The sequence below is a fragment of the Vibrio sp. 10N.239.312.D08 genome (assembly GCF_041466145.1).
GTDB classification, from domain to species: domain Bacteria; phylum Pseudomonadota; class Gammaproteobacteria; order Enterobacterales; family Vibrionaceae; genus Vibrio; species Vibrio crassostreae_C.
This window is the reverse complement of sequence record NZ_JBFSSD010000001.1, coordinates 111,795-131,151: the sequence shown is the minus strand read 5'-3', so window position 1 is coordinate 131,151 and position 19,357 is coordinate 111,795. Positions and strand designations below refer to the sequence as shown.

Sequence of the window (19,357 nt, the reverse complement as noted above, 5' to 3'; positions counted from 1 at the left end):
CACAAAGCAAATAACGTATTAGGAAAAATTACTTTTTTAACTTCGTGTGCATCTCAACTCGATTATAAAAAAGGAAAGTATCATGACTAGCTTACTTAAAGCTGATTTTGAAGTATCTGCACAATCTATGAAAACCGGTCTAATCATGCTGTTAGTTGCAGCTGTGGTCTTTGCGTGTCAATACGCTCTAGCACAAACAGGTAACTCAACAGTTCTGGATGACTCGTTGGATTCTGCGTGGAACGAACTACAAGCCCTTGCAACCGGTAACGGTGGTCGTATCCTAATGATCATTATGATCCTTGGTGGTATCTACTTCTCTGTTATCGCTCCAAACGGCATGTACTTCTTAGCCTGTGTTGGTGGTCTTCTTGTACTATCAAACGTCACAGACCTTATCGACGCTGCCCTTGTTGCTTCATTTGACGCGATGCCTGCGCTTGACATGCTTATGCATGCAGCTGGGAAGTAGTAAGTAACTCCCGAGAAGGTGGTCATGATTTTTGGTGTGCTAACACTGGAATTCTGATCACCTTTCTTTTTTTAAAGGATATAGAAAATAATGTTGGCTCCAAATCAGGATGAAATTCCATATCGTGTAAATGAACCTAAGATGGTAGGTCCTTTCTCTGTAACAGAAGTAGCTCCAATAGCAGTGATGGGAATGATAGGCATCGTTATGAATGCGACCAACTATGGCCTAATGGCTGGTGGCGCACTTACCCTAATTCAGATCAAGTTGGGCAAGAACTTCCCGCCCGGCTATGTAAAGCATTATTTGTGGTTCCAAGGTGTCTTCCCGACGATGGTAACTAAATACTTGCCCGATCCTATTCAACGACGATTCTACCAGTAGATATTATGACCGATAAAAATCAACCTGAAAGCCAAGTCGAACGCATTGCCAACCTTTCTGAAAGTGAACGTCTAAATGCAATCGAAAAAATCCGAAATAAAGTAACTGAACGTCTTCCTCAACTGAAACGATACAACACAGCAATCAACACAAGCATAATTCTATCTGGCGCTTGTCTAGCTTTATCCATTTCTAATGTGATGCTTGTAAGTGAAGTGAACGAAAGACTGATTACTCAAATTGTTACCCCGCCAAACTTTGTTGAAGAAATTTCTATGCGTGGTAACCAAGTATCTGAGTCTTATCAAACTGCATGGGGCGTATTTGTAGCCGAGAAGATAGGTAACATATCCCCTTCAAGGATGGAGTTAACAACTCAAGTAATTCGCAAGATGATCCCAGAGCAAGCTTGGGAAGTCGTTCAAAAAGAAATGAAGCAACAGTTAGCGCGCCTAAACATTCGTAAGATTGAAGAGAAGTTTGGTGCAACAGACGTTTCATTCGATCCAAAGACAAAGGTTGTGTGGGTTACTGGCGAAAAAGAAACAACCTCTATCCGTACAGGTAAAACAACATCAGAACTTTGGACGTTTGAAGTAAAGATCGTTGCTGAAAATGGTTTTCCGAAAATTGTCCATCTGCAGCAATATGCAGGTTCACCAAACACGCGTACCCGTTCTAAGACAATTCAGAACGAAGGTATGAACATGAATCCTGACGAAGCGCAAAACAGCGATGTAGTCGTTAACTAATCCAAGAAGTAGTAAAACCAATGCAAAATAAGACTCTAGTTGCTTTGGCTATTACAAGTGCGATGCTTTCTGGCACCGTATTAGCTGAAGCCAATTTGCCCGATATGTTTACCGCTCCTGCGGCTCAAAGCGACAACATTAAACGTGAAATCAGTGAAGCCGAACGCGCAGCATTAGATGCACACATATTAGATGCGACTTCATCAAATCTACCAGTTGGTAATGAAGTGCTTCGCACAGGAAAAATGCCAGTTGTGGATCAACAAGGTCGCTTACAACAAATTGCTAAGAACTTTGAAGAACAAAATGGCGGTCCAGTAACATACGCTCCAGCTGTATCTCAAACAAATCAGGTAGAAGTTGCGAGTGGTGATGAGATTGCCCCTTTCCCAAAGTTTAACCAGGCTCAACAACAGCAAGTGCCGCAAGGTGCATCATCGGATGCTCAAATTGGTACCGGTAATATACTGTTAGACAAAGCGATGGAGATCTACGCGGTTAACCCAAAGATCACGCTAGCACCGGGCGAACCAACAACAATCACTATCGGCCTAGCACAACCGAACAAATTATCATTCAACTTTGAAGAGTTAGACGTTAGAACCACTAACACTTCGGTTCCAATGATCATTGAAGGTGGTGACCTATATATAACCCCTACGGACATCGAAGAGCCAGTGGGTATTCTGGTAGGTGAATCTGGCGTTCCAGAATCTCAAGTCAACATTCTTTTACTGGCGGCTCCTGTTCCCCAAATTATTGCTGAAGTTAAGGTAAAAATGACTTCTCAAATGCGCAACAAGCGTAAAGCTATTCATGAGAAAGCGGAATCAGAGCGTCTAGCAGCTGAAGCAGAACTGAAAGAGATTGAGAAAGCTCTAGAGCGTGGCGATTCGAAAATGCACAAAGGGAACGATCCGTACGTGTCTCGAATTGTTGATCTATTAGTTGATGTTGCTAAAGAAGATATTCCAAAAGGCTTCAGTCTAAACCTCTCTGTCCCTGAAAAGGATAAATACCCTTGTGACACTTCAAAGCTTGTAATGCACCATGAAACCGTAATGCAGCTTGAGTCAAACAAAGAAATCATTGATATCGTGAAAGTAACTAATGACATCAATGGTTACCGTAGTGTTGAAGATGAATACTGTATCAAGCCTGGCGTGTTTGCGGCAGCTACATACAAAAAATCGCACTTGGGCCCTGGTGAAAGTACGGAGGTCTACGTATTACGCAATAAGAACTTCAAGCAGATGTTCTTAAAAGAACAATCTCGCAAGCGTCCGTCAGTGACACATTAATGGGGTAAAAAGATGAAAATTGTTAGCCCTTTAACCAAAGTAAAAGAAGCCGTAACTAAAGCACTCGCGAAAACTGCCGAACGTGAATATGCCGAGAATTCATTCTGGGCTGATCCTAAAAAGCGTAAATTTATTGTAGCTGCAGTAGCTGTGGGGTTGGCTTATGGCCTTTCAACATACCTACCGGAACCGAGCGTTCGCCCTAGCAGCAGCGGTAATAGCTTTGAGTTTGCAGTAGATGACTTAACAGGTGACGAAAAACATAAACGTCCTAAGTCGATTTTCTCTGAAGCAGGCGCGGATAAACTAGATGCTTTGGAATCTCAAGACCTCGTTAAAGCAATGGAAGAGGAGATGAAAATCCGTGAGCGAGATCTTAATCAGCGAGAAAAACAAGTTACTCAAGATCTTGCAGATAAGGATGACGAGATGGAGCAAATGCACCTTTCTCATAGTCAGACTCTTAGGGACCTAAAGCAAACGAACAACTCGAAACTCAAGCAGCAAGAGATTGATAGTCGTCAACAAGCTCAAAAGTTTGTTAACGCTCTCATCAATGGTGAAGATCCAAACGGTATTATTGATGGTATTAAGGTACCGAATGATATGGTACTGACCAAGCCTGAGAATGTTACAGCTCCAGCAAACATGACACCAACCGTTGTTATTGGTCCTGATGGTAAGCCTCAAAAAACTTCACAGTTTGTTACTGGCACCCGCCGTTCTGTTAACAAAGGTTCGAATAAGCAAGCAGGCTTGCGAATTATGAACTCAACGGGTAATTACCGTGTTGCGAGTGGCCAGACACTTGATATGAACAATCAAGAGTCAATGCGCCAAATGGCTGTAAACAATGGTTCTAGTTCTAATGAACAACACCAAGATGTCTTCGCTAAGCTTGCAGCAAAAAGAGCTGAACTAAACGCTAAGCGTCAGCAAGCTGCAATGAGCCAAGAAATTGAAGAGCAAGAAGCCAAAGCCAAAGAAAAGTTTGATGCCAACATCGTTCCGCTAACAGCTGGTTCAGTATTATCTGGCACATTAATTAACGGTATGTATGTTCCGACTGGATCATCTAGCACTAACGAACCAATGCCAGCCCTATTCCGAATCAAGAAAGAGGCTATCATGCCAAACTTCTTTGTTTCAGATGAAGTGGTTGAATGTGTGATCGTAGCTGCTTCTAAGCCTGCTATTGAATCAATTCGAGTGGTATTCCGCGCATCTACGATTACATGTATTCGTGACGACGGTACTGCTACGGAAGATTCCTTGCGCGCTACCTCTACTGGTCCTGACGGTGTGACTGGCGTACCTGCACAATTGATTTCACGTAACACAGAAATGCTAGCTAAAACAGCTATGGCTGGCTTCCTACAAGGTCTTACAGATATCTTCAGCCAAACCTCACTTGAAGTTAACTCCGAAGATGGTGTGTACGCTATATCAGGTGGCGACCTTGCTCAACTTACTGGTTCTGCAGCTCTCGGTGGTGCGGGTGAAGCGCTAACGCGTTTAGCTGATTACTACATGTCTCTAGCTGACAAGATGCAACCAACACTATTAGTAAACCCTGGTGTAGAAGTTGATTTCCTAGTGACTTCAATGAGTAAGCTTGATTTCAACAAAGCCGGTACAACGGTTAAATAACATTAGAACAGCCTCTAGCACCAGCTAGAGGCTATAAGGATCTATCATGTCAGTTCAAGAACAAGATAAGAATACTGAAGCAAAAACGGATAATGTTTCAGTAGAAAAAAAAACGGACGTTAAAGTTGAGTCAAATACTTCAGCTGAGTCCACCAGCTCCACAAGCGCTACAAATACTGTAGAAACAAAAGTAGATACTGAGACTGTTGAATCAAACGCCAATACTCCTAATAAGACCCCGGATAAACCAAAAAAAGAAACAGACACCATGAACTGGGTATATGTTGCCTTATGTTTATTGGTTATCGTTTCTCTTTGGCAATATCGCCAGATCAATTCACTTCAGAAAGATAACGTTTGGTTAAGCCAGCAATTAACACAACTTGCAAACAAGCCAGAAACCAAAGAGCAGAAGTTTGTGATCATGAGTTTTGATGACACTGTTAAAGCTTGGCAAGCCATTGATCCATCAGGTGAATCAGCTTCAAAAATCCTCAGCCAAACAGTAAAAAGCTACAACGAAAAAGGCTACACCATTTTAGACAGCACTGCCGTTATTGGTGGCAAAGGCAATATCGAATTCATCGACGTTAGTCCAAACAGATACGCGCAAGACGGTGACAAATAATGCTAACTAATTTCAAAAAGACTGTTATCGCCCTATCAGCTACTTTGGCTTTGGGTGCCGCAAATGCAAACGGCCTTGATCCTTTAATGAAAGCTCTACAAAGCCAGCCAAACACGAAAAAGGCTGAATTTCTATCTCCAGCAGCAAAAGGTGCCGAATGGCTAGCTATGCTTCCCGATACAAGCGGCATGTACGCAGTCAAACTTAAAACCGGCCAATTCATGATCATGGACGCACACTTCCGATATGCATTCTACGCCAACAACTTGTTCGACATGATTCGCGGGCAAGAAATCACAACTATTGAAGAACTGAATCAAGTTTGGCTTATCGATGAATCTAAGTTAGACCCAAATACTCTTCCTATCTTCAGCTATGGACTAGAAAAACCCAAAGCTGATATGACTATTCTTGTTGGCGTCCATAAATCTGAAGCTACTGAGATGTTGATGAGTTTCGTAAAGGAAAACCAAGAGAAATATCGCATTGATCTTGTGCTCATGGGAACCACTGGCAAGCGTCAATTATTCTCGGTTATCAACCTATTTTGTGCAAAAGACCGCGTCCTAGCAAAAGAGCGCCTACTAAACCTAGAAATTCCGACATATGGCGATGAAGAATCATTGCTTGATTACCATGCTACATGTAACAGAGAGCACATTATGGCGGGTACAGCCATTTCTAAGATGTACAACGTTACTCACTACCCTTACTTCATTAACAGTAAAGGGCATTCAACAGTCGGCATTCCGAAAGATATAGAAACATTCCTAACGGAAGTACCTGAAAACCCAAGTCACTCAATAGACTTCTCTAACGAAGATTGGAACAAATAATGAAAAACCTAACAAAACTAACAATGGCAATCACTACAACCGCTGTTCTTGGAGGTTGTTCTGCGTTTCAAATTGGGGAAGAGCCACCCGAGTGTTCAGTCGATTCTCATTACGGAGTTGAATGTGTAACTGCTCGTGAAGTTTGGGCCGCTACTGACACTCACGCGAATCTAGAAGGAATGACTGCATCTGAAGTTCGCCGTGAAGCTGCGAAGAATGATCCTTCGAGAGTAAACAACCCAACATCAACCGCTGGTGCAAACGCTGATCTCTACCGTAACAATGAACAGCTAGACAAAGCTGTAAACGTCCCTGACTCACCTCAGAAGCGTGCTGAAGCTTATGGTCGCTTTCAAGAAGAAAGACTACACCTTCCGTCACCTGACCCATTAGCGGTACGTGAGGCTCCGGGTATCCTCCGAGTTACCGTGGCTTCATATGTTGACGAAAGTGACCGTCTTAACTTCCCACCACAGGTCTTTGCGGAAGTAGAAAAGCGAACATGGACTATTGGCACCAAAGCTAATGAAAATACAAACCGTGTTACTCCAACATCAGTCAGAGCTACTTCTCGCTCAATAACGAACACGGGTCTAAATCAACCTACGGATAATAGTGGAATGGGCGTACAAACACGACCAAAAGCACAAGAGTTCAATTTCGAAGGGATCATTCCTTCAGATGAACCTCAGTTGACTTACCCAGACCCATACGCTGACAAGACAAAGCATTAAGGATTATATTAGATGGCTAAGAACGTAATGGAAGTGTACCCAAATCTTTGGGGTGACTCCCTACCCTATTTATCGTATATTCCTGAATTTGAAGGGTTTTTAATGGACGATGGCGCACTAATGTGTACCTTCGTTTGTCAACCACTTAATGGTGTAAACCAAGAAGTGCAGAACGCATTAGAAGACCTATTCAAAAATGATTTTCCTGCTGATATGTTTGTGCAAATATCTATGTTTGCATCACCTGACATTCGCTGGATGCTCAATGCGTATGAGCAAAACCGTGGGCACCGAAATAAAGATACTGACGTTTCGGACCTGCTCGATGGTGTTGCTAAGGATAACGTCTTATTTCTACAACATAAGACGATGGAACCTTTATCTGAGCGCGGAGAGGTTGTAATTCGAGACTTCGAAGTTTGGGTAAGCATGACACTCCCACTACGGAATATGACTCCTGATGCGAAAGAGCTTGATACCTTCCTACGTAAACAAACAGCCCTAAAGAGTACCCTTGAATCAATTCACCTGCAGCCACGAACAATGAATGCTGCAGATTTCCTACACCGAATGAAAGTGATCCATAACTGGGGACCAAATGCATCTTGGCGTCAACGCCCTTACGAACATGATGCATCTAAACTAGTACGTGACCAAATTCTTGATCACGGTCGTCAAATTAAAGTGCACCAAGATGGTATCGAACTTGGAAACACTGAAGACGACACTATGAAGAAAGAAGGTAAGTTCGTAAAGTTCCTGTCAGTAAAGCACTACCCTCGTCAAATGACGTTTGGACAGCTTTATAGCTTGGTTGTTGATTGGCAGAAAGGCCAATCAGGTATTAAGTGTCCATTCTTCATGACTCTTAATATCCATTATCCGAACCAGTTATCTGCAAAAGACAAGTTTACGAAAAACCGTACTTACATGTCGCATATGGCCTCTACCGTATTTGCAAAATGGGTTGAGCGAATCGTATGGCAAAAAGAAGACTACGATACTTTCCATCAGCAGATTGAAAAATATAACGCCCAAATCACTAACGCCTACCTGCAGATTATGTTGTTCTGTGAAGACAAAGCAGATGGCGAACGAGTATCACAACTTGTTGCATCACATGGCGCGCGAACCGGCTGGGCTCTACAAGAAGATAACTACTTCTGTATGCCCTTCTTTAAGTCTGCATTGCCAGGCGGTCAAAACCTTGAACTGATCTCGAAGTTAAACCGTTACTCGACGTTCCCAAGCAATGTATTGAAGCACCTATGCCCAATCGTTTCTGCATGGAAAGGTAATGGATTCAGTAAACCAATCTATCCAATGGTTACGCGTGAAGGCCAGCTGTTCATGTGGGACCCGTTTACATCGGATGGTAACTTCAATATTGCTGTGGCCGCGGCATCTGGTAGTGGTAAATCATTCTGGGTTAACGGTTTGTTTACGAATACGCTAAGCTCTGGCAGCGTTAAGAATCCAAAAGGTTTGTTTTATGAACCGGATGATCCTGATAGACCACTCCACGCACTCTCCACTCATGATGGCGGCCGTGTGTTCGTAATTGATGTTGGTCGTTCATACGAGAAGATCGTAGAGATGGCTGGTGGCCGTTTCGTTGTATTCGATGATGACTTCCAATACTCACTAAACCCATTCAAAACTATTCACGATTTTGGGGGGTCAGAAGGTCAAGCAGACATGCTGATCTCCCTTATTAGTTACATGGCAGCTCCTGAATCTTCATTGGGTCAATACCAGAAATCCGCGCTTACAAACATTATTACGCAAATATGGAATGAGAAAGGTAACAGTGGACGTATCGATGACGTAAAAGCACTGTGCGATGTCGATGATGACAAGCGTATCCAAGATATCGGTGTACAGCTTTCACGTTGGTGTGAAGACGGTGACTATGGTGATTACTTTGCTGATGATAAGCCGCCTATTGACTTCCAAGGGCACTTTATCGTTTTCGAACTAGAAGAACTGAAAGCAAAAAAGGTACTACAACGTGCAGTTCTTCTTCAGTGTATTGCTTCAATTCAACATGAGATGTTCCTGACGGGTAAAGAGAAGCGTAAGATTTTCGGACTTGATGAGGCGTGGGAATTCCTCAGTGATGATGATGGCGGCTCAGAACACATTAAAGCGTTCCTTGAAGCAGGATGGCGTCGATTCCGTAAATACAACGCCTCTGGAATCGCGATAAGCCAATCACTAATGGATTACTACAAATCCTCCGTTGGCGAAGCGATCATCTCTAACTCGCAATGGAAAGTTTTATTGCGTCAGGAACCTGAGCAAGTAGATCAAGCTAAGTCCACTGGTAAGTTCTCCGGGGGAGACCAGGACTTTGAACTATTAAAATCGCTACACACACGCAAAGGAGAATATTCTGAAATATTCATACGTGGCTCATCCGGCGCTCAAATAGTACGTCTGTATGTACCCCGTTATATGCAGCTCATGTTTACCACTGACCCTGACGAACTACGTATGATTGATAAATTCCGTCAAAGTGGCTATTCAATACGTAAAGCAATTGAAATGACGCTGGAAAATGAAGGACATAGTTTGACACCGGAGCTTTCGCAGAAGAAGAAAGAAACGAAGCTCAAAGGTCAAGATATCGTAAGCCGTATCAACGCCATCCACTAAACACTAATAACATTCCAGAGAACGACGCCTGCCGAACCAAGATCGGCAGGTGATATAACAAAGAGATACAAATGAATAATAACTACGAAATTTTCGGTGTTAACATCAAGACTGATGACTACCAAGCTATTGAACATATTGAAAATGTTGTTTTCAAGCTGCTATTTGGCTTTACATCTTTTTGTGAAGTTGATATTTCAGGGTCGATCGCAGATCACAATTACCGTTGTTTAAAAATTGCCAACATTCTATTAGAAAATCTTAATTACAACGCTCTCCCTGAAGAAGACCGAATGCTATTTAAAGCATCTCCTAAAGTAGTCAAATATTTATCATATGCTTGTGCTTTGCATGATTTAGGTAAAGCGGTTGTTCCTGTGCAAATTCTTATAAAACCATCGTCTTTAACAGACCATGAACTGGCGGTAATGAAAGAGCATACCACTAAGCCTGATCTCGATTTCTTTATGAACGCTGGATTGGATGGAAATCTTTTCGTTACAATCATGAGAGATTGCATTCGATCACACCATGAAAACTTCAATGGCGAGAATGGATACCCTGACGGTATTAAAGGCGTGAGTATACCTTTTGCGGGGCGTTTGATGCGTGTAATTGATGTGTTAGATAATCTCCTTCGAAAGTCTACCTATTCTGATGCATTGAGTTTTGAAGAGGCCTTTCAAGAAATCATTAAGCTAAATGGAGTTTTGTTCGATCCGAACATTATTGATGCCTTAATTCGTTCAAAAGAACTAATCAGACAAACAGTTGAATAACAATTTCAAACTTTTCTATCAAAATTTGAACAAAGTCTGAAGAAAGTTTGAATTTCCTCTGACATTTAAAGTCATAAAAAACATATTATAAAGGCAGTCACATGATTGCCTTTTTCTTTGTTTATAAATTTTGTATTGTCAAACGATTGCATTGCAGAATGGTTGCGGTAATATAATGACCCGTTTCGAGCATTATAAACAAAGAAATGTTGCCAATATGTTGATGAAAGAGCATAATCAAAGCGTGCCTGTTCAATAAATTTGGGGATGGGTGACGTGAAACTAAAAGCACACCTAGCAGCGATGCACTAAACTAAAAAGAATTATACCTACCATTAATAAATGGTTCATTATTGTTCCTTTACCATTGAACAAGGTAAAGAAGGTTCTAGCTAAACTAAACACTAGAGCAAAAGGCGGAAATATGAGTCTACACGCACAACATAGCTCTATGGGAGTCCGTAGAGTCGAAGCTAAAAACAATAGCAAAAAAAACAAGCGTTTGGAAGGGGAAGTCCGAACGATTGCAGGCCAAAAAAACGTTCGTATTAAAGATATTACGATCGCTGCCAATGACATCCCTGTGAACGTACAGATTTCAGAATTCAACCCTCGTATTCTTACTTCTGTAAGTAGCAGACATATCTCGCGTCTCGCAAAGGATATAAAAGAGAACGGCCAATTAATGCCTATCTGGGTTTACCAAAGAGAAGATAAGCTCTTTGTGCTGGATGGTGCTTGCCGTAAACGAGCAGTTCAAGAAAACGGTTCCGATTTAAAAGCGAAACTGATCACTGGTGATTTAGACGACGATACGCTGAGGCGCATTGCTAACTCACTTGCCATGTCGGAAGGAATGTCCTTTATTGAGATGGGACGTGTCTGGTCAAAACAGTTCGATGATCTCAATGCGGGTGAAAAGAAGGTTTCTCTTCGTAAATTCTGTTCTGACAACAAGCTTGCCATGAGTATGGTATCTGACGCTATACGTGCTCATAAGTTACCAGAATCTCTTAAGTCGGTATTCCCACGAATTACAACACTAGGCCGTGGCGCATTCACTAAACTTGGTCAGATAAACAATTTGATGACCAAAGCAGCTAACGAAGGACGCATCGATCTAGTAAGATTTTTTGAGAATGATATTCTCAGCGAAATTGACGTTGATGAAATCGAATATGATCATATCAATGAAGTAAAAAGAAAGATTCATGAGTCATACCTCAAGCGTAAGATACGAGCTCAGTTAGCAGAGAACTCCCTTGCTGTGGAAGAAGAGCGTAATGCAATCATTATCGACATTGAGAAACCAGAAGCTGAAGTATCTGATAGTGAGATTAATAAAATAATCTTCCAAAAGATCGAAGAAATACTGAATGAGTCTGGTCTTGTTCCACAAAAAACCGCCAAGTCGAAAAAAGAAAAAGTCGATACACTCACAAATGAGCCTACAGCTTTAACTCATAGTGTTTCTGGCGGAATCCGTATTGACTTGCTAAATGTGAGCAAGAAGAAACAGGAATTTGCAGTAGACTTAAACAAGGCTTTAGTGGCTTCTAAGACTTCTGGAACTGTAAGTGCTAAACGATTGGAAGAAGTGTCTCAAAAGCTTTCTGCAATGGACTCTAGTAAGGCTAAAATGCTACTAGGGCTTATTGAACAAATTGCTGAACAAGAGAACAGTGCTGATATACCAGATAATGTTACTCACATTAGCAAAGCAAGCTAGTTGTGTAAAAAAACAAAAGCAACACATAAAAAAAATAGCTCAACGATTGAGCTATTTTTTTGTTCAAAACAAAGGAAATGGAATTATTGAAGTGACATAAACTCCTGACAGCCACAAGAACAAGTTGGTTTTTGTTCTTCATTGTCAGTCAGTTCAACAAGGTCTGAGATTTCAAAACACTCAGAGCAAATGTAGTGTTGTTCTTCCTTTAGTCTTTCATCCTCAAGCGCATCGAACTCCGCATCCCAAAGCTTATCTGCTTCGATTTTCTCTTTTACTAATTCTTCATCACAATTTGAGTAACGGAATTTAGCATCAAAAGAAACGTAAAGCGCATTAGGGTTGTGAAGTAGTCGTGAGTCATGTAGGTGGTTAAAACCGTTCATATCTTTATCTCCTTTGCTTTGTATATGAACATTATACACAAAAAATGACCACTCTAAGTGATCGCCAGTGAATTTCAAATATGCTTTTTCCACCGTCAGCTAGGATTAGCTTTCAGTGCAACCAAATTCTCTCAAATAGAAAATTTGCCTATGTAAGAATTGAAGAGTTCTAACTATCCGTCAATAAGACCTCCACGAACTTTCTTTGATGGTCTACAGGTATGAGCGCAGGTTTGCCTTGCATAAGCATCGCAGCGGCCTTTTCGTTCGACTGAGGAACTTGATAGTGGTACTGAACTTGACACTCAAGAACTATCACAGTCCAATCACTGTTTGTTGCAATTTTTTTAGCCGATTCTTTGCTATAACCTTTATCCATGTAGTATTGCGTTGCTTCGTTAACCAGGAATGGATCTAATATCGCTATCTCTTGGCCGACTGGCACTACCTGATCGCCATACATACATTCAGCGGCTACGGCCTGACTGCCGACCAAAAAAGAAAGAGATATGATTGGGATTGCTAATCGCATGATTTAACCTTATGGGAGAGCCACCTAGCTAAATAATAACTAGGTGGAAAAAATTGCTTAGATGCGGATGCCGGTTTTATTCCAACGCTTACCGGTGAACTTAAGGTACTGCTCTACCTTTTCGAGCCAATTCAGCGTGTCGCCCTTTGAGTCAGCAAGAACCTTCATCTTCTTGTTTAAATCTATCTTACGACCCAATGGGATACCATCAAAAAGTTTGGATGCTACCTTGCTCAAATTGGTTTTCGTTTCGCTATTGGCGTGAACTTCGACTTCGCCACTTGCTACAAGCTTCAAAGCCTCTTTAGCATTAACGTAGTCAAAACTGTATTTGCCAGTATCTGTATCTTCAGTACGAATGCAAATACGTACTGCAAGTTCTTTGTAGCAAAGATTAACTCGCTTTTCGGCATGCTGCATAGATAGGTAGATGATTTTTTTAAGCATGGTGGATACCTCATATATTTTGTTGCACCCACTATACAAAACCCAAACACACCTCCGCTGATCACCAGATAAATTTAGAACCCAAAGTTTGTCATTGCGCCGAATCTCAACAAAGAGAGTTCGCAACCAGATCACCATAGACTTTATTGGACGTAAGGTTCTTTATTTATCCGCCTCACTGATCATCCTACTCTACAAACGGACATTAGGTTTAACAAAGTAACCTTAGGTGGTCATTAAACAATGAGGCGAAGAATATGAAACAACATCATTCCATCTACAGTATGGCGGCCGAGAGCAGCAATATATCAACGACAAGTAAAACCGATGAAAAAGAGCTCTACCTCGCGACTGGTACCGATGCTGACGAATTGAAATACAAAATTGCGAAGTGGCATGATGATGAATGCGAATTGCCCTTTTTTATATACAATAATCAGCGTGGTTCCGATAAATACGGACGATGCTTTGGCGTGACCTCTAGTGGTCAAGTCTTTGTTCAAATGGATTTGCCTGATCGTTATGATGAGTCACTAACAGAATACGACTTGTCGCAAGCACTAGACTATGTTTCTGAAAAGCCTATACCGACATTACGTACTATTGTCCCTTTACTGAGGGAACTTGGCTGTGATATTTCATTCGACTTACTCATTATGACCGCTGAAGAACTAACTATTGCCCAAAATGATGGTTGTTTTCAATGTGTTGTTGAAGCCGAAGATGATGGCACATTATGTTGGAACAAGTCAGCAAGTCGAGAACAAGAACCTATCCACAAAGTGCGAAAAGGTGAGCGGTTTTGGGTTTGGGACTTTGTGTGCACTGATTCAGGATACACTCACGAGTACACAAGTGGTAAGCCAGTAAAAATCGATACTAACGTAAAACTTAAACTGATATACGCTACGCATGACCATGATGATTTGTTCCTAGCTACATCCAATCTTGATAAATCACCAAAAATCCTTTAACTAATTCTCTGACCGCTAGGGTTAATACTGGCGGTCACCTCCCTCTCTATTAGACAACCTCGATCACCTCTCAATACAACTTAGACTCGGTTTGAAGCAGATATCATTGGATAGTCGGATAGTCTCAACAAGAGAACTATCCAGAGTTTCTCATTTATTCAATGCGGCACCTTAGACTAACCAAATAACTAGAGGTTGAAACCAATGCCAGCAGCAGCTCAATACTATCTAACGTGCACTGGATGCCATGAACTTGCAACTGAGAACAATAAAACGTTATTCGGAGAGACCGATGATTGTGTTCGTGCTGAGGCTGTGGATCTAGGTTGGTGGTCAAATGCTATTGATAGCTTCATTTCAGAACAAGACACAGTGGATTACTGCCCCAAATGCGTTAAGCAAGGCAAACATTTACTTAAGCTAAACGAATAGAATTAATTGATCGCCACTCAGCAACATCACTCTTACTACTAAAACCAAAATTCAAGGAACTACGACATGGCCTATTATACGAATAAAGAATTTGCTCCATACCCAATGCTTAACACAAACCTATTTAATTTGATGTATGACGCGGTTTCGACTGTCGGCTCATATGATCCAGAAGATGTTGTGCCGTATTTTGAAGAAGCACTAACTTTTGAACAATCAACTGTTATGTGGGACCTATTTGCATGGCTGCATACGAATCGTCGTAACTTCGGTACGAACTTCGTAGAGACTTTTGGCGAGTTCTACATTCAATCGAGCCAAGAAATCAAAGACATGGTGGATGGAAAAATAAAGACAGACTTCGACATCAGCAAAATGACACTGACTGAGACACCACCTCCTACCGCATTAAAAATAAACTTAGTCGAAGCCGCGCCACCTACATCCAAAAAATAGTTAAAGATGGTCTATAGCGCTCCATTGGTAAGACTCAATTTGACCAATGCCACAACATGGATTCAGATAGGTATTACTGCCTCAAACAAGCCGTAGACCACGTAAATAGTTATAACAAAACATTGTAATGCCATTTATATAGGAAAGCCCACGAAACGCATGCTAGCGTTTCGTGGGCTTTCTTAGGATGGGTGAGCGACAATGGTAAGGGTTTCGGATTAAATCTTGTTGGTGTGGACCTATCAGACATTCTCATTTCTGACTTTAGGCCTACTGTGGTAATAAAGTTCCGACTAAGAGTTAAAGTCGCATACAAAAGTGGCAGTGCTACAAAGTTTCACTGCCACTCTCCCCTAAAGATCACATTCCCATGCCCGGTGAGTTTGAAATACCTAAGCGCATCTCAGCTTCGTAAACCCTATTTGAATAGGCTGATTTAGCCATAGACTTGTCAGAATATGACTGGGTATTTCCATCGGCATCGGTCACCTCGTATGAGGTAGATAACACGACCCCATTGGAGTCAACTTCTTCCAAGAGAACAAAACTGCACCCGTGTTCAGATAGTAAAGTTGTTTTTCGTTTCATTTTAATTCCTTCTATTTGTACTTCATTTGTCTATCGTTGGTCTCAAACTGATCGTACTGGCCAGTTTTAACCATGAAATTTGTAACCCATAACTAGGGTAACTAACTGATGTTGAACTGCCAACTCATTAAGTAGAGAGTGAGGAAATGGCGGTATATCTGACTTGTACCGCCTAACTATCCGAAAAATCGGGCCTTTACTCTCGATATAGGTATGAGATTCGTGTACTTGAAAGGTGAATCACTCTAGCATTTTCTTCCACAAGGCACCCACAACTTCTAATACCTCTCAAACGTTACCTCCCATATAAATGGACCTTTTGAATATCTAATCTCGTTAGGAGTAGCGGCGCGCTATCTCAGTAATTACTGGTTTAACTATTCTCCAATGCATGTCACCTGCCTGCTCCACAACGTCTTTCTCAACTAATGAATTCAGCGACCGACTCAAAGAACTGCTTGCCAAACCGATATCTGACAATACGGCCTTAGAAGTAAGCTTTTCCGTATGACCTTTTGCAATACCGGCAAGCAACTTCTTCTCATTGGTTGTTAGACTTTGAAGTAAGCCCTTTTCGTCCCGCTCAGAACGATCTACAATTGAGCACCAAGTTTGACGCACAATCGGCACATCAGGTACTTCTTCTTCAAGCCATAGCTCACTACATAGTAAATTTACGTAATATGGATGTCGCTCAGTCAGTTTGAGAATTTCATCGATCACTTTAACGTCAATTTCTTTTTTCCACTCATTAAAAGCCATTTTCGTTATGTGTGGAATGTAGTGCTGACGTTGAATACGCTCCAAGTCGAAACGCGTTGTGTGGTTGTAGAGCGGTCGCTGAGAATCTGTCATTGCCAACTTCATAAGAGTACGTTCAGAACCGCAGAAAACAAAAGCAATGGCTTTCGATAGCTCTAACGAGTCTCTTATCGCTGATTCAAGCTCTTTAGCGGCCTCTGTTTTAGATAGCTCCTGAAATTCATCGATCACAAAGACAACACGAATGTTGGCCTCACAAGCATAGATGTCTAGATTATCCAGCGCATTTCTCAACGTGTCTATCGTAGGGGCTGTATCGTGTCTATCAAACGAAATACTGGGCAACCCTTTCTCGATTTTGATGTTCAAGTCGTGCTTATCAAATTTTGATTTGATGTAATCAGTCAAAGCCTCGGCTTTGGAGTAACCATTTAGATCGGCGTCAATTTGAGCTACTGCACCCATTAACTTGTCAGTGGTCTTTAACAGTTGCTTTATGATGCTCTCTTTGCCGCTGTTAAAGAGAATGTGGCAGCGCTCCATCGCAACATTCAAGCCTTGGGCCTTCATGTCTTCTCCAACCTGAACTAGCAAACTACTTTTTCCGTGACGTCTATGAGCTTGCAGCCAAACACTCGTGCCGCGCTGCAGCATTTTTGATAACCTTTTTCGTTCAACTGTACGATTACAAAACTGATCTCCGGTTACGATGCGTAGCGGAAAACTTTCTTCTTGCATTACCATTCCTCATTCATTTTTTATAAATAATATCAGGCATGAGGAATTTCGCAAGGTGCGTTTCGCATGTTGCGATTCGCAAGGTGCGGAGCTTCATTTTGAGATGATTTCGGCGCCTCGAATTTGATAGCCATTGCAAAGGAAAACAACGACTTGTTAGTAATCCTGATCACCATGATGTCGATGCAAGCCGCTTTGATATATTCAGTATAATTACCTCGATTTAGATATTTCTATTGGCTTAGAATATCTAAATCTAGTCCTCTATGTTTAAGACATTACGAAGCGCCTATCAATCGTTCGCGCCGAACAATTGATTATTAATTTGCTTTTGTATTTTACAGCCCGTCACTGACTACCTCTTAAGCCAGTGATGGGCATTATTTTTCTTAGAAAAGACGACTAGCCCTCAACCCCTCAACCCCACAACTCCCCTACGCTAGAAATGGACCCGGCCATAAATGTTGATCACCACTACACAGGAACACACCAGACTAACGACTTGGGTAGCGATGTAATCCGTCTGACCTATCAACCCTGATCACCATGACAACGATACAAGCCACTTAAAGTTATTCAGTATAATCACCTCGATTTAGAAACTTCTATTAGCTTTTCTAGTCCTGTATTTCGAAGCGATTATCAATGGTTCCCGCCGAATGATTGATAATTACTTTGCTTTTGTATTTACCAGCCCGTCACTGACTACTTCCCAATTTCAGTGATGGGCATTTTTTTTACTTAAAGAAAGGGTCGAGCTTCATTCACCCCACATCTCCCAATCCCCAAAAAAAAGAGACCCAACACTAAAAAAGCATTGGGTCACCTAATTCATCTCTACATACTGAGCAAAAGTGGAACTAAAGACACCAGAACTGGCGAAATCTACTTTCCCTGCTACCTAAACTACTCGAAATATTGACTGAGCATGATCGCCGTAGGACAGAGCCGCGTGGTATCGCTCTAAAGCTAGCAGTTCTTTGGATTCATCATCGCCCCAACCGGCATCAACGGAAAGGTTAGCAGCAGTCCACACTTGAATATCCAAGTCCTCCAAAGCGAAGTCTTCTCGCTCTTCATCTAACAATGATTCCGGATCACCAAAGAATGGGTTTTCAAATACAACTATGTATAATGGCTCACCCTTTGGTGTTGGCCAAGAGCCAGTAAATTTGTGTAGCAATTTGTTGATACAAAAGAGAGCTATTTCCTCTTGAGTACATTGGACTAAATGCTCCCAATCTGGATGCTCAATGCAATCCATTTCAAAGATCTCATTTAGTAACTCAGCGGCTTTGTTTTGATTAGCGATGGCAATATCTGAACCGTCGTAACCATCAGTCATTTCTAAATGGTACAAGTCGAACGCCAGTACAAGCAAAGCTTGCATTGCCGGCTTATTCTCTTCGATAGACATGAAATTATGTTGCATGGTTGGGCACCTTGTTTGTTGGTATTCAGGTCAGTGTAAAGAAACGAAAAGCAAATCTACTGATCTCAAGAGCAAGAGGTTTCAAACCTTATGACCTTTATCCTGCGTCATAACCAAAGAACCCTTTCGCTACCTCGACGATATTAAAAGGGTCCTTCGTGAAATATTTTTATGGGTTGGATAGTAGTGAGTTAATTCCGCTAAGATAACTGATCGCTTAAACCTACAATTCAGAAACTGAAATGTTACGTCCTCTATCACAAACCCCTGATTCATTAAACCACCAAGCTCTTGCTCGATTAATTACATCATCAACAGCTTCTTCTAGAGTATGAGTTGAACCATACCTTCTGCTAAAGGTTTTATAAACGCCCAACGACTTACGATCTATGATAAGTATAACCTTATCGTAGATGCTGTATGAGCCATCAGAAAGCTTCTTACGGGTCGATTTAAAGTGAATTGAAGGAGGAAGATTATTCTTAACTGATTTGTGTTTTATAGTGTTAATACACCAAGGAAACGTCATCGAATCCACTCTATGCGCTAACTCCAACTTGAGTAATTCTACGTCAGCTTCATCACGACAATAATATTGATGTTTTTTACCTTCTATGCATCGATGTACACGTTTAAGACTGCTAGCCACGATTTAATCCTGCTGTGGTTAATAGGAATTAGCACACT

Annotated in this window: 21 protein-coding genes; 14 read left to right on the top strand and 7 right to left on the bottom strand. The window is 41.6% G+C overall.

Features of this window, described 5'->3' with window-relative positions:
* Positions 1 to 82 precede the first annotated feature (82 nt).
* From AB6D58_RS00650 to AB6D58_RS00600, 11 genes are all read left to right on the top strand, one after another.
* A complete protein-coding gene (locus tag AB6D58_RS00650) occupies positions 83 to 472 on the top strand; it encodes a hypothetical protein (protein ID WP_372156087.1) in 390 nt (129 codons plus the stop codon).
* 90 nt (positions 473 to 562) lie between these two features.
* Positions 563 to 856, top strand: a complete 294-nt coding sequence (locus tag AB6D58_RS00645; RefSeq protein WP_372156086.1) for a type IV conjugative transfer system protein TraL — start codon at positions 563 to 565, stop codon at positions 854 to 856.
* Positions 857 to 861: 5 nt separating this feature from the next.
* Complete coding sequence (locus AB6D58_RS00640; protein WP_372156085.1) at positions 862 to 1,608, top strand: TraE/TraK family type IV conjugative transfer system protein; 747 nt, start codon at positions 862 to 864, stop codon at positions 1,606 to 1,608.
* 20 nt (positions 1,609 to 1,628) lie between these two features.
* A complete protein-coding gene (locus AB6D58_RS00635) occupies positions 1,629 to 2,909 on the top strand; it encodes a hypothetical protein (RefSeq protein ID WP_372156084.1) in 1,281 nt (426 codons plus the stop codon).
* A gap of 12 nt (positions 2,910 to 2,921) precedes the next feature.
* Positions 2,922 to 4,559: a TraB/VirB10 family protein gene (locus AB6D58_RS00630; RefSeq protein ID WP_372156083.1), complete on the top strand. Its 1,638-nt coding sequence runs from the start codon at positions 2,922 to 2,924 to the stop codon at positions 4,557 to 4,559.
* 46 nt (positions 4,560 to 4,605) lie between these two features.
* Positions 4,606 to 5,187, top strand: a complete 582-nt coding sequence (locus AB6D58_RS00625) for a hypothetical protein (protein WP_372156081.1) — start codon at positions 4,606 to 4,608, stop codon at positions 5,185 to 5,187.
* A complete protein-coding gene (locus AB6D58_RS00620) occupies positions 5,187 to 6,023 on the top strand; it encodes a hypothetical protein (protein ID WP_372156080.1) in 837 nt (278 codons plus the stop codon). The genes AB6D58_RS00625 and AB6D58_RS00620 overlap by 1 nt, the downstream gene beginning before the upstream one ends.
* Entirely contained in the window at positions 6,023 to 6,757 is a 735-nt protein-coding gene (locus tag AB6D58_RS00615; RefSeq protein ID WP_372156079.1) for a TraV family lipoprotein, read from the top strand. The genes AB6D58_RS00620 and AB6D58_RS00615 overlap by 1 nt, the downstream gene beginning before the upstream one ends.
* A 12-nt stretch (positions 6,758 to 6,769) precedes the next feature.
* A complete protein-coding gene (locus AB6D58_RS00610; protein ID WP_372156077.1) occupies positions 6,770 to 9,415 on the top strand; it encodes a TraC family protein in 2,646 nt (881 codons plus the stop codon).
* Between the two features lie 71 nt (positions 9,416 to 9,486).
* Complete coding sequence (locus tag AB6D58_RS00605) at positions 9,487 to 10,194, top strand: HD-GYP domain-containing protein (RefSeq protein ID WP_372156076.1); 708 nt, start codon at positions 9,487 to 9,489, stop codon at positions 10,192 to 10,194.
* 424 nt (positions 10,195 to 10,618) lie between these two features.
* On the top strand, positions 10,619 to 11,923 hold the full coding sequence (locus AB6D58_RS00600) for a ParB N-terminal domain-containing protein (protein WP_372156075.1): 1,305 nt from the start codon (positions 10,619 to 10,621) through the stop codon (positions 11,921 to 11,923).
* An 83-nt stretch (positions 11,924 to 12,006) separates the two neighbouring features.
* Here AB6D58_RS00600 and AB6D58_RS00595 read toward each other — a convergent pair whose 3' ends face one another.
* From AB6D58_RS00595 to AB6D58_RS00585, 3 genes are all read right to left on the bottom strand, one after another.
* A complete protein-coding gene (locus tag AB6D58_RS00595) occupies positions 12,007 to 12,309 on the bottom strand; it encodes a hypothetical protein (RefSeq protein WP_372156074.1) in 303 nt (100 codons plus the stop codon).
* 169 nt (positions 12,310 to 12,478) lie between these two features.
* Entirely contained in the window at positions 12,479 to 12,841 is a 363-nt protein-coding gene (locus tag AB6D58_RS00590; protein WP_372156073.1) for a hypothetical protein, read from the bottom strand.
* Positions 12,842 to 12,898: 57 nt separating this feature from the next.
* Positions 12,899 to 13,288, bottom strand: a complete 390-nt coding sequence (locus AB6D58_RS00585) for a hypothetical protein (protein WP_372156072.1) — start codon at positions 13,286 to 13,288, stop codon at positions 12,899 to 12,901.
* A gap of 257 nt (positions 13,289 to 13,545) precedes the next feature.
* Here AB6D58_RS00585 and AB6D58_RS00580 point away from each other — a divergent pair, with 257 nt between their 5' ends.
* The 3 genes from AB6D58_RS00580 (at position 13,546) to AB6D58_RS00570 (ending at position 15,150) form a co-directional block, all read left to right on the top strand.
* Positions 13,546 to 14,262 (top strand): hypothetical protein, encoded by a 717-nt coding sequence (locus AB6D58_RS00580; RefSeq protein ID WP_372156071.1) that lies wholly within the window; start codon positions 13,546 to 13,548, stop codon positions 14,260 to 14,262.
* 204 nt (positions 14,263 to 14,466) lie between these two features.
* Positions 14,467 to 14,694 (top strand): hypothetical protein, encoded by a 228-nt coding sequence (locus AB6D58_RS00575; protein ID WP_372156070.1) that lies wholly within the window; start codon positions 14,467 to 14,469, stop codon positions 14,692 to 14,694.
* 66 nt (positions 14,695 to 14,760) lie between these two features.
* Positions 14,761 to 15,150: a hypothetical protein gene (locus AB6D58_RS00570; RefSeq protein WP_372156068.1), complete on the top strand. Its 390-nt coding sequence runs from the start codon at positions 14,761 to 14,763 to the stop codon at positions 15,148 to 15,150.
* A gap of 360 nt (positions 15,151 to 15,510) precedes the next feature.
* Here AB6D58_RS00570 and AB6D58_RS00565 read toward each other — a convergent pair whose 3' ends face one another.
* The 4 genes from AB6D58_RS00565 to AB6D58_RS00550 form a co-directional block, all read right to left on the bottom strand.
* The gene (locus AB6D58_RS00565; RefSeq protein ID WP_372156066.1) at positions 15,511 to 15,738 is read right to left on the bottom strand and encodes a hypothetical protein; all 228 of its coding nucleotides are present in this window, start codon (positions 15,736 to 15,738) and stop codon (positions 15,511 to 15,513) included.
* A 336-nt stretch (positions 15,739 to 16,074) separates the two neighbouring features.
* Positions 16,075 to 17,238 carry a hypothetical protein gene (locus AB6D58_RS00560; RefSeq protein WP_372156064.1) on the bottom strand — a complete coding sequence of 388 codons (1,164 nt, stop codon included), beginning with the start codon at positions 17,236 to 17,238 and terminating at the stop codon, positions 16,075 to 16,077.
* Positions 17,239 to 18,139: 901 nt separating this feature from the next.
* Complete coding sequence (locus tag AB6D58_RS00555; RefSeq protein ID WP_372156062.1) at positions 18,140 to 18,670, bottom strand: hypothetical protein; 531 nt, start codon at positions 18,668 to 18,670, stop codon at positions 18,140 to 18,142.
* Between the two features lie 223 nt (positions 18,671 to 18,893).
* Entirely contained in the window at positions 18,894 to 19,319 is a 426-nt protein-coding gene (locus tag AB6D58_RS00550; RefSeq protein ID WP_372156060.1) for a hypothetical protein, read from the bottom strand.
* Positions 19,320 to 19,357: the final 38 nt, after the last annotated feature.

Bases quoted from the DNA above. Each gene is read 5' to 3' on its own strand.
- AB6D58_RS00565 (WP_372156066.1), bottom strand. From the start codon at position 15,738: ATGAAACGAAAAACAACTTTACTATCTGAACACGGGTGCAGTTTTGTT.
- AB6D58_RS00560 (WP_372156064.1), bottom strand. From the start codon at position 17,238: ATGCAAGAAGAAAGTTTTCCGCTACGCATCGTAACCGGAGATCAGTTT.
- AB6D58_RS00635 (WP_372156084.1), top strand. From the start codon at position 1,629: ATGCAAAATAAGACTCTAGTTGCTTTGGCTATTACAAGTGCGATGCTT.
- AB6D58_RS00620 (WP_372156080.1), top strand. From the start codon at position 5,187: ATGCTAACTAATTTCAAAAAGACTGTTATCGCCCTATCAGCTACTTTG.
- AB6D58_RS00615 (WP_372156079.1), top strand. From the start codon at position 6,023: ATGAAAAACCTAACAAAACTAACAATGGCAATCACTACAACCGCTGTT.
- AB6D58_RS00570 (WP_372156068.1), top strand. From the start codon at position 14,761: ATGGCCTATTATACGAATAAAGAATTTGCTCCATACCCAATGCTTAAC.
- AB6D58_RS00640 (WP_372156085.1), top strand. From the start codon at position 862: ATGACCGATAAAAATCAACCTGAAAGCCAAGTCGAACGCATTGCCAAC.
- AB6D58_RS00605 (WP_372156076.1), top strand. From the start codon at position 9,487: ATGAATAATAACTACGAAATTTTCGGTGTTAACATCAAGACTGATGAC.
- AB6D58_RS00595 (WP_372156074.1), bottom strand. From the start codon at position 12,309: ATGAACGGTTTTAACCACCTACATGACTCACGACTACTTCACAACCCT.
- AB6D58_RS00580 (WP_372156071.1), top strand. From the start codon at position 13,546: ATGAAACAACATCATTCCATCTACAGTATGGCGGCCGAGAGCAGCAAT.
- AB6D58_RS00625 (WP_372156081.1), top strand. From the start codon at position 4,606: ATGTCAGTTCAAGAACAAGATAAGAATACTGAAGCAAAAACGGATAAT.
- AB6D58_RS00590 (WP_372156073.1), bottom strand. From the start codon at position 12,841: ATGCGATTAGCAATCCCAATCATATCTCTTTCTTTTTTGGTCGGCAGT.
- AB6D58_RS00645 (WP_372156086.1), top strand. From the start codon at position 563: ATGTTGGCTCCAAATCAGGATGAAATTCCATATCGTGTAAATGAACCT.
- AB6D58_RS00610 (WP_372156077.1), top strand. From the start codon at position 6,770: ATGGCTAAGAACGTAATGGAAGTGTACCCAAATCTTTGGGGTGACTCC.
- AB6D58_RS00555 (WP_372156062.1), bottom strand. From the start codon at position 18,670: ATGCAACATAATTTCATGTCTATCGAAGAGAATAAGCCGGCAATGCAA.
- AB6D58_RS00600 (WP_372156075.1), top strand. From the start codon at position 10,619: ATGAGTCTACACGCACAACATAGCTCTATGGGAGTCCGTAGAGTCGAA.
- AB6D58_RS00575 (WP_372156070.1), top strand. From the start codon at position 14,467: ATGCCAGCAGCAGCTCAATACTATCTAACGTGCACTGGATGCCATGAA.
- AB6D58_RS00585 (WP_372156072.1), bottom strand. From the start codon at position 13,288: ATGCTTAAAAAAATCATCTACCTATCTATGCAGCATGCCGAAAAGCGA.
- AB6D58_RS00630 (WP_372156083.1), top strand. From the start codon at position 2,922: ATGAAAATTGTTAGCCCTTTAACCAAAGTAAAAGAAGCCGTAACTAAA.
- AB6D58_RS00650 (WP_372156087.1), top strand. From the start codon at position 83: ATGACTAGCTTACTTAAAGCTGATTTTGAAGTATCTGCACAATCTATG.